This window comes from Paenibacillus sp. FSL H7-0943 (assembly GCF_037963265.1).
Lineage (GTDB): Bacteria > Bacillota > Bacilli > Paenibacillales > Paenibacillaceae > Paenibacillus_AQ > Paenibacillus_AQ odorifer.
Window position 1 is genome coordinate 4,208,646 of sequence record NZ_CP150148.1, and the last position, 17,266, is coordinate 4,225,911.

Annotated in this window: 19 protein-coding genes; all 19 read right to left on the reverse strand. The window is 43.8% G+C overall.

Annotated features, from left to right (window positions below; all coding sequences use genetic code 11):
* Positions 1 to 14: 14 nt before the first annotated feature.
* The 19 genes from NSQ55_RS18330 to NSQ55_RS18420 all read right to left on the reverse strand — a co-directional run bounded on the left by NSQ55_RS18330 (position 15) and on the right by NSQ55_RS18420 (position 17,265).
* Positions 15 to 671 (reverse strand): endolytic transglycosylase MltG, encoded by a 657-nt coding sequence (locus tag NSQ55_RS18330; RefSeq protein ID WP_076307724.1) that lies wholly within the window; start codon positions 669 to 671, stop codon positions 15 to 17.
* On the reverse strand, positions 668 to 1,246 hold the full coding sequence (locus NSQ55_RS18335; protein ID WP_076127828.1) for a hypothetical protein: 579 nt from the start codon (positions 1,244 to 1,246) through the stop codon (positions 668 to 670). The genes NSQ55_RS18330 and NSQ55_RS18335 overlap by 4 nt, the downstream gene beginning before the upstream one ends.
* A gap of 49 nt (positions 1,247 to 1,295) precedes the next feature.
* The gene (locus NSQ55_RS18340) at positions 1,296 to 1,610 is read right to left on the reverse strand and encodes a hypothetical protein (protein WP_076127826.1); all 315 of its coding nucleotides are present in this window, start codon (positions 1,608 to 1,610) and stop codon (positions 1,296 to 1,298) included.
* A 51-nt stretch (positions 1,611 to 1,661) separates the two neighbouring features.
* Entirely contained in the window at positions 1,662 to 3,065 is a 1,404-nt protein-coding gene (locus NSQ55_RS18345) for a FapA family protein (RefSeq protein WP_036688497.1), read from the reverse strand.
* Between the two features lie 29 nt (positions 3,066 to 3,094).
* Positions 3,095 to 3,883 carry a FliA/WhiG family RNA polymerase sigma factor gene (locus NSQ55_RS18350; protein ID WP_076127824.1) on the reverse strand — a complete coding sequence of 263 codons (789 nt, stop codon included), beginning with the start codon at positions 3,881 to 3,883 and terminating at the stop codon, positions 3,095 to 3,097.
* Between the two features lie 90 nt (positions 3,884 to 3,973).
* Positions 3,974 to 4,378: a hypothetical protein gene (locus tag NSQ55_RS18355; RefSeq protein ID WP_076127910.1), complete on the reverse strand. Its 405-nt coding sequence runs from the start codon at positions 4,376 to 4,378 to the stop codon at positions 3,974 to 3,976.
* Positions 4,379 to 4,386: 8 nt separating this feature from the next.
* Positions 4,387 to 4,884 (reverse strand): chemotaxis protein CheD, encoded by a 498-nt coding sequence (locus NSQ55_RS18360; protein WP_036688499.1) that lies wholly within the window; start codon positions 4,882 to 4,884, stop codon positions 4,387 to 4,389.
* Complete coding sequence (locus tag NSQ55_RS18365; protein ID WP_076182646.1) at positions 4,877 to 5,503, reverse strand: chemotaxis protein CheC; 627 nt, start codon at positions 5,501 to 5,503, stop codon at positions 4,877 to 4,879. The genes NSQ55_RS18360 and NSQ55_RS18365 overlap by 8 nt, the downstream gene beginning before the upstream one ends.
* Before the next feature lie 3 nt (positions 5,504 to 5,506).
* Positions 5,507 to 5,968, reverse strand: coding sequence for a chemotaxis protein CheW (locus NSQ55_RS18370; RefSeq protein ID WP_036688501.1), 462 nt, complete (start codon positions 5,966 to 5,968; stop codon positions 5,507 to 5,509).
* A gap of 27 nt (positions 5,969 to 5,995) precedes the next feature.
* Complete coding sequence (locus NSQ55_RS18375; RefSeq protein WP_339168433.1) at positions 5,996 to 8,068, reverse strand: chemotaxis protein CheA; 2,073 nt, start codon at positions 8,066 to 8,068, stop codon at positions 5,996 to 5,998.
* Between the two features lie 34 nt (positions 8,069 to 8,102).
* A complete protein-coding gene (locus tag NSQ55_RS18380; protein ID WP_076127819.1) occupies positions 8,103 to 9,434 on the reverse strand; it encodes a chemotaxis response regulator protein-glutamate methylesterase in 1,332 nt (443 codons plus the stop codon).
* A gap of 33 nt (positions 9,435 to 9,467) precedes the next feature.
* Complete coding sequence (locus NSQ55_RS18385; protein ID WP_076127818.1) at positions 9,468 to 10,349, reverse strand: MinD/ParA family protein; 882 nt, start codon at positions 10,347 to 10,349, stop codon at positions 9,468 to 9,470.
* Positions 10,346 to 11,731, reverse strand: a complete 1,386-nt coding sequence (flhF, locus tag NSQ55_RS18390; RefSeq protein ID WP_076304474.1) for a flagellar biosynthesis protein FlhF — start codon at positions 11,729 to 11,731, stop codon at positions 10,346 to 10,348. The genes NSQ55_RS18385 and flhF overlap by 4 nt, the downstream gene beginning before the upstream one ends.
* Positions 11,728 to 13,761, reverse strand: coding sequence for a flagellar biosynthesis protein FlhA (flhA, locus tag NSQ55_RS18395; RefSeq protein WP_076182665.1), 2,034 nt, complete (start codon positions 13,759 to 13,761; stop codon positions 11,728 to 11,730). Before flhA ends, flhF begins: the two co-directional genes overlap by 4 nt.
* Before the next feature lie 18 nt (positions 13,762 to 13,779).
* On the reverse strand, positions 13,780 to 14,874 hold the full coding sequence (flhB, locus tag NSQ55_RS18400; RefSeq protein ID WP_036688512.1) for a flagellar biosynthesis protein FlhB: 1,095 nt from the start codon (positions 14,872 to 14,874) through the stop codon (positions 13,780 to 13,782).
* Between the two features lie 22 nt (positions 14,875 to 14,896).
* Positions 14,897 to 15,682, reverse strand: coding sequence for a flagellar biosynthetic protein FliR (gene fliR / locus NSQ55_RS18405; RefSeq protein ID WP_036688514.1), 786 nt, complete (start codon positions 15,680 to 15,682; stop codon positions 14,897 to 14,899).
* Between the two features lie 9 nt (positions 15,683 to 15,691).
* Positions 15,692 to 15,961, reverse strand: a complete 270-nt coding sequence (fliQ, locus tag NSQ55_RS18410) for a flagellar biosynthesis protein FliQ (RefSeq protein ID WP_036688516.1) — start codon at positions 15,959 to 15,961, stop codon at positions 15,692 to 15,694.
* A gap of 21 nt (positions 15,962 to 15,982) precedes the next feature.
* Positions 15,983 to 16,744 (reverse strand): flagellar type III secretion system pore protein FliP, encoded by a 762-nt coding sequence (gene fliP / locus NSQ55_RS18415; protein ID WP_036688518.1) that lies wholly within the window; start codon positions 16,742 to 16,744, stop codon positions 15,983 to 15,985.
* Complete coding sequence (locus NSQ55_RS18420; RefSeq protein WP_036688521.1) at positions 16,741 to 17,265, reverse strand: flagellar biosynthetic protein FliO; 525 nt, start codon at positions 17,263 to 17,265, stop codon at positions 16,741 to 16,743. The genes fliP and NSQ55_RS18420 overlap by 4 nt, the downstream gene beginning before the upstream one ends.
* Position 17,266 lies beyond the last annotated feature (1 nt).

The following is a 17,266-nucleotide window of genomic DNA, read 5'->3' on the forward strand; positions in this document are numbered from 1 at the left end:
AGTGTATGCAACGATCACTTTAAAGTTATTAATTTCTCTATTATCGAGTCAATACTTTCTCCCTTATTAAAGCTATAAGAACCGGATTGAATTTTGGTATTAATCTTACGTTTGTTTGCAGCCTCTAGAAAAGTAGACTTATCTTTAATGACACCAGCCTTCGCTAAAATATCTGTTGTTGCGGTCAATGTGCTGCCAGATGGAATTCGAACAGAAACACTAGCATTTGCTGTGACTTTAGGCGTTACAGGAGCTACAGCGGTTGGAGCGGCACTGGCCTTTGGAGTGACCTTTGGTTGCTCAACCTTCCCGTCAGTAGGCGTAGATGGCTTGTTCGGGGCAATGGCTTTATCAGAGCTCTCAGGCGTTGTAGGTGACACTGCCGGCGTGGGGGAGGCTGCTGCAGCCGGCGCAGAGGGGCTGACGTTCTCCTTGCTTTCTGCTGTCGGCCCCCCGGTCTCTGTGACTTCCTCTTTATTATCATTCTCAGTTTCCCCTGAGGAAGGTACTGCAGCTTCATCGATGACTTTCATATTCAGTTTCTCCGCACCCTGTAGAACTTGTTCTTTGGTAAGTGGAGCCGCTCCACCGGAGATCATTAATTGAAGTAATAAAGCGCCAGTAATTAGTCCTGTGCCTAGCCCGAACAAGAATGAACGGTTCTTAATCATACCGATTCCTCCTGTTTGGCAAGTTGCAGAATCAGTTGCACTTCCCCTCGCTGAAGTCCAGCTGTCTTGGCAATGGAATCTATCGATTTGCCCTGCTCATGCAGTTCAAACAATCTTGGGTAACGTAATTTTATCGAACTAATAGGTTTCGCTTTCACATCTGGCGACACTGAACTCATCTCTGCTGGGAGAGACGGATCTTCGTTTACACCAACTTTAACCTTCGAACCTTGTTCAACCGACACTGCAAGTTCTTTCAAACTCTTTTCTTCCTCGGCCACTCGTGCTTCTAGCTTTAAAGAGCTGTTCTGCAACTCTACCACTTGACTCTGTAATTCATTAACCTGTCCCTGCAGTACATTATGATTAGTTTGCGATTGTTGTTTAATACTACTAACTAATTGTACCAGTTCCTCATTCTCGCGCTCTATGTCTGCCATATATAGCTCAAGCGCAGCCTCTGTATCTTTGAGGCTTTGCTGATTAGCTTTTCCTTCCTTTACACGTGCGGGAAGTAAAAGGGCATAAAGAATAGCGGCGACACCTACTAGCACAATATAAACCCATGGTTGCAAGTGCCTTATCTCCTTTTACATATCAGATGTAGATTCATGTAGATTCTTATTAAAGACTTAGATCAATGCGTTGGCCTTTGTAAGGATGCTCAGCATCACGGGTTGCAGGCGGGTTCGAATGTTTATCTGACGAAGAATTGCCACCTGAATGCTGATTGCCTTTTCCACCGCCATCCCGTAAAGCTGATTCAGAAGACTCATCCACTTCAGTGCTCCGCATGGCCAATTCCTGACTTTGTTTTACATTTTGCCCAGCCAATTGATGTTGGTCGATAGCAGGACGTTGCTGAGATTCATTCTGAAGCTTGCCCGCCTCCGTGGTGCGAGGCAAAGCAATTTGCAGTTCCACCGGTTTTAGGCTCATCTTAACCCTTCTCTCACAAGTAATGGCCGGCCGCAAATGCTGCCCGCCCGATTAATTGTACGGCGTTAAAGATATATCCCCATCACTGTAAATAAACACAACCCGCTCCGTAGCATCCTTAACAAATCGGGTATATCTGCCGATCATGATCTTTGAACCGCCATAAATGGTTTTGATAACCTCAACTCTCGCTCTACCTGTATCTTCTAACATTCTTTCTATCTCTAGCACTCGTTCTTTAATTCTTTTTTCTTCACGTTGATGGGATTGTTTAGTAGCATTTAATTTGACGCGAAGCGCCACTTTATCCGCAGGGAGCTGACCGTTAGTAGCCAATTGATTTAATAGATACAAAGCTTTAGAGGTTTTATCCTCGTTCTCCAGCAGCTGCCGCAGCTCTTGACGAAGTTCGTTAATCTCATTTCTAAGCTCTGGAACCACGCCTACCTCAATCACAGTCGCAGTGGACATGGTGTTACCTATAGTTCTTGCTACAACTCTTTCTCCAGACTGAACGATTCCACCCACAATTAAACCTTTAGAGCCGTTACAGATAACATCTCTACCAGCACGTATATTGGAGTGCATAATACTCTGAGAGACAATTACATCTTCCCCAGCGGTTACGTTTCCATCTTGAATGAAAGAAACCTTCACACTTTTTCCAGCGGTAACTTGGCCTTTGTTATATCCGATAATTCCACCAGTAATTTCAATGGAGCCCCCAGAGATTAACTCTGCACCTTCAACGCCGCCTACAACCCGAATATCACCGGCAGACTTCACCGTAAAGCCTGAAAGGACATTCCCACGTATGACGACTGTACCTACAAAATCAATATTTCCAGTGCCGTAATCGACATCACCATTCACTTCATATACAGGAAACACATTGATTTTCCCGTTATCAGTTAACGTGACCAGTCCATCAATCGCTGCGTACATCGAAGTGCCATCGTTATCAATGAGTACATTTTTCCCGATTTTAAAATGAGCTTCCTTTCCAGCCTTGAAAGCAAGCTCATCACCAGTTACAGTCATCCCTAACTTTCCAGGCTGGGCAGGGATAATTTTAGCTATTAACTTTCCTTTAAGCACATTACGAAGCCGGACCAAGTCCTTGTAGTCGACCTTACCATCCGCTTTCTCAAGCGGTTTGCGGTCCTCTTCCAGATCAACTGTAAGCATAACTCGTCCATCTGTGCCATGCACAGCAGGATAACCTGCAGCAATCGGAACTTTACTCCAAAAAAACTCCTCAGGATGACTACTAATACGTTCGACAACATCACTCTTGATACCGTAGCGAATATTGTGACTGTGCAGGAAGGCTTCCAGTTCTGTAGATGAGCAGGAAAAATTCTCATCCTTTTTGGAGAACTGCAAATACGCGATTCCTTTGTCCTCCGAAAAAGTTATACTCAAGTACTGATTCAAAGCATATTGACCGATCAAATTTTGCTCCCCCTTGTCACCGCTAACGGTTAATCGTTCTGCATAAGGAGATCACGGTTCTTCTCGAGCGTTCCCCTCAGCCGCAAAATAGCTTTGGAATGCAACTGCGAAATTCTTGAAGGAGATAACGACATGACCTCAGCAATCTCACTTAAAGATAAATCTTCATAATATAAAAGGGACACAACGGTCCTTTCTTTCACCGTTAATTTCTCAATACCTTTGGTGAGCGCTTCGCGCAAGTAGAATTCATTTACCTTGCTATCCGGATTCTTAGCTTTATCGTCCACCAGTATGGACATTCGGGTCTCTGATTCCTCTTCACGAATCGGGTCTTCCAGTGAACAAAGTGACATCACAGCCACATCCTGCAACATATTTTGAAATTCCAGTTCACTAATATTAAGGTATTGGCTCATTTCCTCGTCACTAACTGACCTTAAGTGCTTCTGCTCCAGCTGCTGATAAGCGTCCTCAATTTTTTTAGCTTTTTCCCTAACGGATCTAGGTACCCAATCACTTTGGCGTAATGAATCTAATATCGCACCACGCACACGCCAGGACGCATAGGTCTGAAACTGCAATCCTCGTTTGTAGTCGAATTTCTCAATCGCATCAATTAGTCCCATAACCCCATTACTGGCTAAATCATCTTTGGATACATTTTTGGGTAATCCCACAGCCAAACGACTGGATACATAATCAACAATATGGAGATAACTCTCTATCAGCTTCTTTTTGGCATCAGGGTCTCTGTGTTCTTTCCACTGTTCCCATAGCTCGTCAGTTTCCAATTGAGAAGCTTTACGCTCGTTCAATAGCTTTCACCCTTCCCAAAGTTTAGTCAGCGAGCATTCGCGGCGAAATGTACCTTCCAATAAGATCACCGATTCCGCCTCAGCCCTCACTTATTCTTCTTTCAGGTGACGAACGGCCTTGGCCAATTCTTCAGGATCCTTCATCGAAACTAGCTTAGGAGGTGTAAGAGGCTTAAATCCCTCGCTATTTTCGTTTCCTTGTCCTGGCTTCGGTTTTAGTAGATTGATTAATTCTTCATCCTCATTAGGCGTGCTGATATCCAGCTTCGCCCCAAGTTCTTCACCACCAGTATCCACTTCATCCGGAGGCGATGTTTGAATCATAATAAAACCCAATACCCATCTTACGAGGAAAGCAAGCAGAAACCAGATGATAAATGCAATTAGGCTTCTTAATAAACTAGTACCCAATACATTGTTACTGTAGGTTACAAAAAAGGTAAATATGAAACCTACCAAACCCGACACCAAGTTTATCAAAATGTTTCCAATCATATTCATAATTATAGTTCCTTAGCGCCTTTTTGCACACTGCGAATAAACAATATACCAGTGTTGCAGGCTATTTCTATCGTACGGCCATAATTGCCGCCTGTGTCTTCTGCGATTAACGGAATTTTTAAATTTTCAAGTGCTAGTTTACAAGATTCAACATTACGAGGCCCGATCCTCATGGTGTCGCTCCCCCCGGCAAAGGCAAACATTTGTGAACCTCCGGCCATCTTGGCTACGATCCGGCTCCGAACCGCCCCAAGCTCTAGCAGACGGGATAAGAGCTCCGGCACTGCAGTATCTGCAAACTTAGCGATGTTTAACTGCCCTTCCCTAGCAATCTCAGATGATGGGAGCATTACATGCGCCATCCCTGCAAGCTTTTTTCCAGGGTCAAACAATGTTAATCCCACGCAGGAGCCAAGACCTGTGGTACGAATTAAACTGTCTTGGCTACCCACGTTAAGATCCGCCATCCCTACTTTAATAATGCTTTGTTCTTCAATCATTTTCAAAAGGAACTCCTAGCGATTTGAAGATTTTCGGGAATGATTCCGGATCGGGAATAAGGAAAAATTGCCCTTCAATTTCGTTTTTCCCTTCGAAGAAGGTAGTGTCGATCAACAATGCATCGTCCCCCATCTGCCCGAATTGCAGCAGACCGTAGCTAAGGATAGCGCCAGCCATGTCCATAGCAAGGGCCGGCACCGTTGGATACATAGAAAGTGCGGTGAAATCTGCTAGAGAAGAAAGATACGATCCTGCCAAAATATTGCCAATTTCGCTTAGTGCAGAGAGCTCCATTTCTCCAAGCTCTTCATTACTCGATAGCTCAATGCCCGCAATACGACTAAGCAAGTTCATAGCCGCTTCTGGTGACAGAATGAAAAACAGGTTACCTGGAGCTTCACCCTCCACACGTAGAAACACCGCATATACAAGTTCTTCGGCTCCGCCAACTTTATCTGTTATTTCTTCAAAGTTAAGGAGCTGTACCTTAGGAACAGCCATATCTATCGGCTTATTCAAGAGCTGTGATAATGCGGTGGCTGCATTTCCAGCTCCAATGTTCCCAACTTCCTTAAGCACATCCATTTTGAAATCCTTATAGTGCTTAAATAGTTCCACAGGTTAGCCCTCTAGGCTTTCTAATTGAACGATTTCGCTTTTGTTAAGCACTTCTGACAAGTTAAGCATAATCAGTAAGCGCTCGTCTCCAATCTTGGCCACCCCATCCAAATACTTTGCCTTGATGCCGCCAACAACATCAGGAGGTGTATCAATAGAATCTCTGTTCAAATCTATAACATCATTTGCAGAGTCTACAATGAAGCCTACTTCCATTTCATTAACAGACACGATGATGATTCTTGTCTGATCGGTGTGTTCAGCCTCTTCGATGCCGAAACGGCCCCGTAGATCAATTACAGGAATAACAACCCCACGTAAATTAATTACACCTTTGATAAATGAATAGGTCTTAGGTACACGAGTAATGGGCATCATGCGCTCAATAGTTTGTACCTTTTCAACTTCAATTCCATATTCCTCTACGCCTAATTTAAACACTATCACTTTAATATCTTCAGCCATGGAATGAACCTCCCTGTTCTATCCTAGTTATTTAATAAAAGCGTTCGGATCAATAATAAGTGCTACTTGACCATCACCAAGAATGGTTGCGCCAGATATTCCTTGTACATCAGGCAAATATTTACCCAGATTCTTAATCACAACCTCGTTCTGGCCAATAAAATCCTGTACTGCTAAGGCAACTAATCTTTCTCCCTTGCGCACCACTACGATTTCTGTTTCTTCTTCGGTACTCTCATCATAATCTGGTACTGAAAAGAGACGACTTAGCGAAACCAGAGGAATATGCGAATCACGGAATTCTACCATTTTATTGCCATGGATTGTACGGATCTGAGATTGCTTCACGATTCCGGTTTCCACTATAGAGGTCAAAGGAATGGCATACTTCTCGGAACCTAATCGGATAAGCATTGCAGCAATGATTGATAGAGTTAAAGGCAGCTGCACTGAGAAATTTGTTCCTTTACCTGGAGCAGAATAAATCGTTACATTGCCGCCTAAAGAAGAAATCTTAGATTTCACTACATCCAGCCCTACCCCGCGGCCTGAAACATCAGAAATGACCTCTGCTGTACTGAAGCCTGGGGCAAATAACAACTGAAAAGCTTCATCGTCCGACATACTGGCTGCCTGCTCTTGTGTTATAACACCCTTCTTCACAGCAGATTTCAGAACCTTCTCTGGATAAATCCCTGTTCCATCTTCTTCGATCTCAATGAAGACGTGATTACCACTGTGGAAAGCCCGCAAATAGACCGTTCCGGTCTCAGGCTTACCAGCAGCAACACGATCCGCAATGGATTCGATACCATGGTCAACTGCATTACGCAATAAATGCACCAGCGGATCCCCGATTTCGTCAATGACCGTTCGGTCTAGCTCAGTTTCTGCTCCTGTGATGATAAGATCTACTTTTTTGTCTAGTGACTTGGCTAGATCACGAATCATACGTGGGAATCGGTTAAATACTGTATCTACTGGAACCATCCGCAGCTTCATTACAATATTCTGGAGATCTCCGCTTACCCGGCCCATATGCTCAACCGTTTCTGTAAGATCACCATTTTGAACCTCAGAAGCCAGCTGTTCCAATCGGACACGGTCGATAAGAAGTTCACTGAATAAATTCATCAACACGTCCAAACGTTCAATATCTACACGAATGGTACGTGATGGTGCCCCACCTGTTTTGTGAGCTGCCGGTTTGTTCCCTTCTTCTTTGGTTGGCAGGGGTTTAGCGGCAGAAGCCGCAGGTGTAGCTGCTGGAGCCTCAGTAGTCGTGGCAGCCACTTCAGAGGCTGCTGCTGCTGTTTCTTGACCCAGCTGTTGCAGAGAGTCTTGATCCAATGCTACTGCCGATACCTTATCAATCTCAGACAGATTTAGTATCATAGCCTGAATTTGATCAGCACTTTTTTGAGTTATGTAATAGAGAGAGAAGCTTTGATCAAATTTCTCTTGTTCAATATCCTGAACGGATGGGAAGGATTTAACCACTTCACCTGAACGCTCCAAAAGATCAAACACCATATATGCACGTACTGCCTTAAGCTGACAATCCTTGCGAATGGATACGTCCACATATAATACTTGATGTCCTTCTTGAATCGACTGTTCTAGAACAGAAAATTGAAACTCATCTAAATGAATCGGGGTTTCAACCGCTTGTGCAGCAGGTCCTGAGACAGAAGCTGCCTCACCACCCGCAACAGGAATCTCTCCCCGGACTATAGCCTGTAAGGAGGAGACGATAGACGAAACATCCGCTTTACCCTCGCCTCCTCCCGTAATATCCTCAACCATAGACTCCAAGGCATCCAAACTTTTGAACAACGTATCAAAAATGAAATCCTGCATGCGCAGTTTGTTGTTGCGTACCAAATCAAGAACATTTTCCATTTGGTGTGTGAGTGAAGCCAAATCTTCAAAGCCCATAGTTGCTGCCATACCTTTTAAGGTATGCGCAGAGCGGAATATTACCTGTACGATACTAATGTCCTCAGGATTCGCTTCCAGCCCCATCATGCTCTCGTTCAATGACTGCAGATGATCGTTCGACTCATCAATAAACATGGATAAATATTGGTTCATGTCCATCAGTGAGCACCTCCCCTTTGAGTTCGCTTTTCTGTTATTTAACAGCTTGCACCAGCCTTGGAGCAATTTCTTGCAAAGGCAGTACGTGCTGGACGCACTGTAATTCCACCGCAGATCGCGGCATTCCATATACGACACAAGTTTCTTCGCTTTCAGCAAAGGTTGAGGTTACCCCAGAGTCGTATAAGGATTTCATCATTCTTGCCCCATCACTACCCATCCCTGTCATTAGTAACAAATGACGTTCTAACGATGTGAGCGGCAGCAATGATTCAAATAAAACATCCACAGAAGGTCGATGGCCATTACGTGCCTCCTCCTTTGTGAGTACAACCGCATATTGCCCTCTAGAGGATGGGACAACTTGTAAATGATAGCCTCCAGGTGCTATATAAGCAGTTCCTTTTTGCAATATCATCCCCTGCTCAGCTTCAATCACTTCTAGCGGGCTGAAGGTATTCAGTCGCTGGGCTAGTGATTTGGTAAAGTTAGGCGGCATATGCTGCACAATAACAATAGGCGCTGGAAAATCTGCAGGAATCTTCTCCAGAAATACCTTTAGGGCACGTGGTCCACCTGTAGAGCACCCCACGGCAACCAACTTTTGCAGATCATTACTCCCATACTTCCGGACCTGAGGATTTGCAGGAGCGTCAGAAGACACTTCCACTTTAGGTTTAGGCAACGGTTTTGGTGGGGTAGCGTTATTCTCTACTCTTGACCTTGCATTACTCTTTTCTGATAAAGGTGGTGGAGTAGAGATTAATGGTTTTGCTGCTCTTTTAGGAACAGTATGATCTAACGGCTGCTTCACCCGCGGTTTTTTGGTCACTTCATTTTTGAGTGAAGCTTTAGGTTCTACCTTGGGTTTGCCGGGCATCACTCTCGGTACAGTTGGCGGTGCGACTTCTACTGGCGGTATGTCTGGCAACTTAAATGCAGAAGCACGTGCTTCGCGCTGCTCCCGGGCCATCATAGCCTCTTTCATTTGTTCCCTTAAGGATTCTCCCACTCCCATGATATCCTGAGAGTTGGTAATCGAAGGTTTACGAATAAAGTCAAAAGCGCCCCATTCCAGTGCAAGAATGGTTTCCTTCATGCCCTCTTCATTGATCCCTGACAGCATAATCACTGGCAGAGGGTCTGAGGCCATTATTATTTTCAGCGCTTCCAGGCCGTTCATTTCTGGCATTTCTACATCCATAGTAACCAGATCTGGACGAAGCTCATTGATTTTTTCGATAGCCTCACGACCGTTTTTTGCTGTTGCCGTCACCTGAAAGTCAGCGTCATTTTCAATTAAATCGGAAATGATCTTGCGCATAAATGCCGAATCATCAACAACTAATACTTTATATGGCTTCATATCATTTCCACCTCTGTCCCAAATTCAGAACAACTATTTACTTCGCTTTAACCATTTATGGATAAAGCCTTTAATCCCTTGGACTTTTGTGGTCTTTTTAGAATCAATGGTCAAATAACTTAGGGCAAGCCGATGTATATCCTTTGCAGCAATACAGTTTGGAAAAGCCAATGTGAAAGGCGTTTGCCTTTTGACAGCCTGCACTACATGGGCATCTGAGCTTATATGACCAAGATAAGAAATATCTAATTGCAAAAAACGACTGGCGGCCATTCGGATCTTGTCGCTTGTCGCTATGGCTTCCCTTTCATCACCTGCCTGGTTCACAATCAATTTAAAGGAAGTCTCAGGATAGGTACGATTCACAACCTTCATTAATGCGTATGCATCTGTGATAGCTGTTGGTTCTGGTGTAGTAACGACTAAGCAATCGTCGGCAGAAGTTATAAACTTCATCGTTTCCTTAGATAATCCAGCACCTGTATCGAATAAAATATAATCCATGCTGTCCGCGATAAGTGCTATCTGATTTGTGAAATAATCAAGATCAGACTCTGAAAGAGTAAATAGCTCATCCATTCCAGAGCCACCAGCTATAAAAGGGAGCGAATTCGGACCGTATTGAATAATCTGCTCGATATCCGCTTCTCTTTTTAACAAATGATAAAGATTATATCTCGCCGATACGCCCATCAACACATCTATATTAGCCATGCCGATATCTGCATCGAACAGCAAAACCCGTTTGCCCATAGCCTTTAAAGTTAGAGCGAAGTTAAGTGTGAAATTCGACTTACCAACGCCCCCTTTACCACTACACACCGTAATGATCCTGGCGGATGATCCCCCTCTTACAGCTACTTTAGAATCCTGACTGGATACAAGCTGTCTTAAGGATTGTGCCTGATCCATCATGTTTCACCTGTTCCAAGAAGCAACTCACTAAGCTGTCCTTTGGTAGCCATAAGCAGATCATCAGGTACATTTTGACCATCAGTCATATAAGACAAGGTAAGCGGGAAGTCATTCAGGACATTAAAGAGCGGGCCGTAACTCCCCGTCTCATCCAGCTTTGTGAAAATAACCTTATCCAGTCTATATCTGCCGAAATGCTCTGCAATAAGTTTCATATCACGGCTTTTGGAGGTCAGGCTAAGCACAAGATAGGTTTCACTTCTCAATTCCTTCGCAAGCAAGCTTTGCAGTTCTGCTACTAGCATATCATTGCGATAATTTCGGCCAGCTGTATCCATTAATACTAGATCACAACTCTCCAAGCGAAAGAGTGCTCTTTGCAAATCTCCTGGCGATTGGACAACCTCCAGTGGAACATTGAGGATAGCAGCATAGGTTCGCAACTGTTCAACAGCTGAGATTCTATACGTATCGGAGGTGATAAAACCTACCTTGCGTCCGTGCTTAAATAGCTGTTCTGCCGCAAGCTTAGCTATGGTTGTGGTCTTTCCAACTCCAGTGGGTCCGGCAATATATACAATTTGAGTATCCCGGGCAATTCCATCAGCAATTCGTCCCGTCAGGAAACCATCAATCTGTTCTTTAAGAGATCCCATAAATTTCTCTGGTCCCCAAGTACGCCCTTCATCTACCCAACGTTCCGAGATGTTACTGATCCATTCCTCAACAAGCACAGCATCCATTTCTTGCTCTAATAAAAGATCCCGTAGCTCCTGCAGACTGTCTGGAAGTTCTCTTCCACCTGAGGATTGTCTGGCAATTCGCTCCATCCAGAGCTTCATATCTCTAATCTCACGAAGAACATCATTTTCGAGAGCAGTGGCAACCTCTGGCGATTGTTCTAATCCTAATGATTCATACAACGCTGATACAGAAGGTGCATCTTCCAGATTTAATTCAGGAAGTTTTTGCTCAGGTACTGGCTCCGGATGCTTGGCTATCGATTCTTGTACATTGATAGCTTCCGATAAGGCTGCGGCAATCTCCGCAAACGTCCGTGACTCTTCTGGCTTTTCTAATGAAACAGAAGGTACGGAAGGTATAGAAGATGTAGTGGAAGCAGATGACGCTTTTTGATAAGCCTGTGGTACTGCACTCCGTGGAATGTTCATCGCTGGCGCAGCCGGCTTTTTTGGAACATTATTCTTCTCTGCCTTTTCTACTGCTGCTACAACTTCTATTTTTTTCTTCTTAAATAACCCTAAAAATCCGCCGATTTTGATTTCCTTTGTACTTAAAATGACGGCCTCGCTCCCAAGCTCGTTGCGTATGGAAAGCATGGCGTCAGGCATCGAATCGACCACGTAACGCTTCACTCTCATAAATTCACCACTCCGACGCTTTGTATTTCAATGTTAGGCTCTAGCTCGCTATAAGACAGTACAGGAATATCCTGCATCGTTCGTTCAATCACCTGCCGCAAATACATACGAATGGTTGGTGATGTGAGCACTATTGGCTGTTGCCCTGTCTGCAGCAATCGATTGATCTGTTCACTTAACCGCTGATAGATCGTTTGTGTCGAAGTTGGATCAAGGGCCAAATAACTTCCCTGTTCAGATTGCTGCACACTCTCGGAAATTTTCTTTTCAAGATTAGGTCCAACTGTGATGACTTTCAGTGTCTCTCCTGCTTGTGAGAATTGCTGAGTAATCTGTCTGGACAAGGACTGACGAACATATTCAGTGAGAATATCCGGATCCTTGGTGTATGTCCCATAATCCGCCAATGTTTCAAAAATCGTAACCAAATCTCTGATCGATATCTTTTCACGAAGCAGCTTAGCAAGCACCTTCTGCACATCCCCAATCGCCAATACAGAAGGAATAAGATCGTCGACGAGCACTGGATAATTATCCCTAAGGTTGTCCACCAGCATCTTAGTTTCCTGTCTTCCTATCAGCTCATGTCCATGACGTTTGATTAACTCCGTCAGATGTGTTGCGACAACAGATGGAGGGTCTACTACAGTATAGCCGGACAATTCAGCCCGCTCTTTAACCGATTCATCAATCCATAATGCTGGAAGCCCAAAGGATGGTTCGATGGTCTCAATACCGTTTATAGATTCATCATCATATCCTGGACTCATTGCAAGGTAATGATTAAGTAATAATTCACCACCGCCGACTGTATTTCCTTTAATTTTTATGACATATTCATTCGGTTTTAGTTGAATATTGTCGCGAATGCGAATAACAGGTACTACAAGACCCATTTCTAGGGCACATTGCCGTCGAATCATGATGATACGATCTAACAGATCGCCTCCCTGACCTGTATCCGCCAAAGGAATAAGACCATAACCAAACTCGAATTCAATGGGATCAACTGACAGCAAATTAATGACACTTTCCGGACTTCGTACCTCTTCAATCTGCTTCTCTTCAACAAGTTGCTCTTCGGCAATCTGTTTCTTATTTAAATTTTGTCCCATACGGTAGGCTGCAAAAGCCAGCAATCCGGCCAATGGGAGCGTTGTAATCATATGTATGGGTGTAAAGAGTCCAAGAAAAGCTACCGTAACTGCGACAATATACAACAATTTCGGATAGGACAACAACTGTCCTGTCAGCTCTTCTGCAAGATTACCTTCCGAAGAAGCTCTAGTAACAATCAAGCCGGCTGCTGTCGAAATCAGCAAAGCTGGAATTTGACTGACGAGACCGTCCCCAATGGTCAATACAGAATAAGTGGATAACGCAGTAGCAAAGTCCATCCCGTGAACCATCATACCGATGATAAATCCACCGATGAGATTGATCAGCAAGATGATAATACTCGCAATCGCGTCTCCTTTAACGAATTTACTCGCACCGTCCATGGCTCCGAAAAAATCCGCTTCGCGTTCTACGTTACGACGACGCTCACGTGCCTGGGTTTCGTTAATCATGCCTGCGTTAAGATCGGCATCAATACTCATTTGCTTACCGGGCATCGCATCCAAGGTAAATCTAGCGCCTACCTCAGCTACGCGCTCTGAACCTTTGGTGATAACAATAAACTGAACTACTACCAGGATCAGAAACACGATAAATCCAACAGCAATTTGTCCGCCAGCGATCCAGCTACCGAAAGTAGATACCACTGAACCGGCATCTCCATAAGTCAGGATCAGTTTTGTAGTCGAGATGTTAAGTGACAGACGAAACAGTGTGGTTACTAGGAGCAATGAAGGGAAAATTGAAAATTCGAGTGCATTTTTCGTATTCATAGCAACCAGAATGATAATTAATGCGATTGAGATGTTAATAACAAGCAAAACGTCCAATAGCCAGGACGGGATAGGCAGAATCATCATAAGCACGATCCCGATGATGCCTAGCAAAACTGTTAAATCTTTAGCTTTCAATGTCCTAACCCCCCCGCCTTATCTCCTCTTACCTTTAAGCTTATATACATATGCCAGCACTTCAGCCACAGCCTGGAACAGATCATTTGGAACGACATCTCCAATCTCTGCCCTTTGGAATAATGCCCGTGCCAGCGGTTTGTTTTCCATAGTCACGACGCCGTGCTCTTTAGCCAGCTCCCGGATGCGAAGTGCTACATAATCCTGCCCTTTTGCTATAATCTGCGGCGCTTCCATCTTGGTACCGTCATATTTAAGCGCAACAGCAAAGTGCGTAGGATTCGTAATGATTACATCCGCATTTGGAACTTCCTGCATCATACGCTGCATGGCCATTCTACGTTGGCGTTCCCTGATCTTACCTTTGATTAGAGGGTCACCCTCCATTTTTTTGTATTCATCCTTGATATCCTGCTTGGACATTTTCAGGCTTTTTTCATGCTCGTACTTCTGATACATGTAGTCCAGAAAAGCCATAGCCAATAGGGCAGCCCCGATTTTCAAGCCAAGACTCATCGTCAGCTTGGCCGCAAATTTAAAAATCCCCTCCGCACTGATATGCGACAGGGATGCAAAGTTCTTCTTTTCTCCCCATAAAGTGCTATATACCAGATAAGCGATAATTAGAAGCTTAAATATGGATTTCAGGAACTCGACAAACGAACGCATGGAGAAAATATTTTTGAACCCTTTTATCGGATTAAGCTTGCTGAATTTAGGGGTGATCCCCTCTCCAGTGGTCATAAAGCCCACCTGCGCCAGATTGCTTACCAGCGCCATAACAAAAACTATTCCAAGTAATGGAGCTAGCAAAATCAGTATTTGTAGTCCATATTGATTAAATAGCAGCGTTATATTCTCAGGAGTAACCTCCAGTGTCATTTGATTCTGAAATACATCCATATATAGCTTCATGAAGCGCTCTTTCATAAAACCACCAAACATCATCAAGCTAACTACTGCTGATAACAATACAACTGCACCGGATAGCTCAGCACTTTTGGCTACTTGACCCTTTTTACGAGCATCTTGCCGTTTCTTCGGGGTTGCTTTTTCCGTCTTTTCACCGGCGAATTGTTGAAGATCCAGTCTATACCGCTTCGTCTTAGGCATAATACGCTCCCCTTACGGTCACCTACGGACTCTTCCCCATGAGATTCAATAAATTCTCCATGGATTCGAACATGATATCGAAGAGATTCTGAAACAGCACAGCCAGACCAGGCATCAGCACTAAAAGCAGTGCAAGACCTATAATGATTTTGAGCGGAACCCCAATAACAAATACATTATATTGCGGAGCCGTTCTCGCCAAGAAAGCAAGGCCAACATCAGTCAGAAACAGCGCAGTTACTAAAGGAGCCGACATTTGAAAAGCGAGTACAAAGGACTGAGCAAATGTTCGAACCAGAAACTCTGACAAACTACCGTCAATCATGCCTAGAAATAAATCATTATTCATAGGAACCCATTTATAACTGTACACAATAGCATCTAGCAGATGGTGATGACCATTCATGCTCAGAAACATTAGCAGGGCTATCATATATTTGAAATTACCAAGAATTGGTGCAGACGTTCCAGTCATAGGATCGATAACATTAGCAATACCGAAGCCAATCTGAATATCAATAAATGAACCTGCTGTCTGAATCGCCATAAACATCAAATATCCAACGAAACCTAGCAATAATCCTATTAATACCTCTCTGGCAATCAGCAAAATATAACTGAAATCCTGCGGGATCGTAAGCCCTGTTCCGTTAGCACTAAAGACAACCAATGCTACAAAAAAAGAAATGCCAATCTTAAAGGTTGTCGGGACCCCTTGTGAAGAAAATACAGGAACGACAACAAAAAAAGCGGTTATTCGACAAAAAATAAGCAAAAAGACGGGTAAACTTTGCAGTATGGTCTCCATGTTCATTGATTAACCAATATACATATAGAGATTACCCAAAATTTGGCTTGTAAAGTCAATCAGCTTCGTGATGATCCACGGACCAAATAGCAATAAAGCCAGTAGCACTGCGACGATTTTGGGAACAAACGCTAGCGTCTGTTCCTGAATCTGTGTCGTAGCCTGAAAAATACTGATTATTAGCCCTACCACCAGACCAAGAATCAGCATGGGTGCGCTGACTTCCAGCACTAAATATACGGCTTGGCTTGCTAGCCCGATTATAAACTCCGTACTCATCCCTCATGCCTCCTCTTTAGGTCAGGTGTTAAAACTAAGAAGTAATGATTTAATGACTAAGTACCAGCCGTCTACCAGTACAAAGAGCATTATTTTAAAAGGTAATGAAATCATAACCGGGGGAAGCATCATCATCCCCATGGCCATCAGTGTGCTCGCCACAACAATATCAATAATCAGGAATGGTATGAAAATTAAGAAGCCCATTGTAAAAGCCTTTTTCAATTCGCCAATTGCAAAAGCTGGCACCATCACCGTCAGTGGAATATCACTGTATGTAGCCGGTTTAGTAGATCCGGTATAACCGGTGTATTTCATAAATAACAGAAGATCTTTGGTGTTCGTCTGTTTAAACATAAATTCTTTCATCGGATCAGCAGCTTTATCAAAAGCCTCAGTTTGGGTGATTGTCCCCTTCATATACGGCTGCAACGCATTTTCATTCACTGTGGCCAGCGTTGGTGACATAATGAACAGGGTCAAAAACAGAGCAAGTCCTACCAGCACCTGATTCGGAGGCATTGCCTGAGTACCCAGCGAGGTTCTCACAAAACCTAATACGATTACAATTCTAGTAAAGCTAGTCATAAGAACCAGAAACGCCGGAGCAATACTCAGAACCGTAACAAGAAGAAGAATTGATATGGAACTGGTACCACTGCTTGAACCTTCATTACCGACCTGAATATTAACATTAGGTATAGGATCAGCATGTATCGGCGTCATCATAACCACACTGATAATACCGAACAGCAGAATAGCAAGAATTAGCTTCTTTTTCATATATTCCTCGACTCATCCTTAGTAACATCATCCCGAAGCAGCTCTTCCATTTTCTCTTTACGCTCTGGTGCAGAACGAAGCTTGGATTGCAGAGTCTCGTAAAAAGATGATGTTTCACTAAGTTCAATTTCCTGAGATGGAACCTCCCCACGCAGCTTTACCTTAACCTTGGCAATAAGCGGTGCGAGGAAATTATTCTGGTTAGAGGACTGATCCTCAAATGCCGCAATGATCAATGCTACCTCATCCGGATCGGTGACTTTATCCAAAATGGATATATTCTCACCAATCCCGATTAAGTAAAGACTGCTTCCCAGTTCGATAACCTGCATCGACTTATTAGGTCCAAGCCCAATTGCACCAAGCGTTCTTATGGAACGGTTGCTCATAAAGGTCTGATTACGTCGTCCAAGAAAACGAATTAGTACCACTATAAGTACAATGATTATCGCCAGGACAATAATAACTTTAAACAAATTCAGCAGGGTGTTACTGCTTCCGAGCGTTTCGGAATATAACATG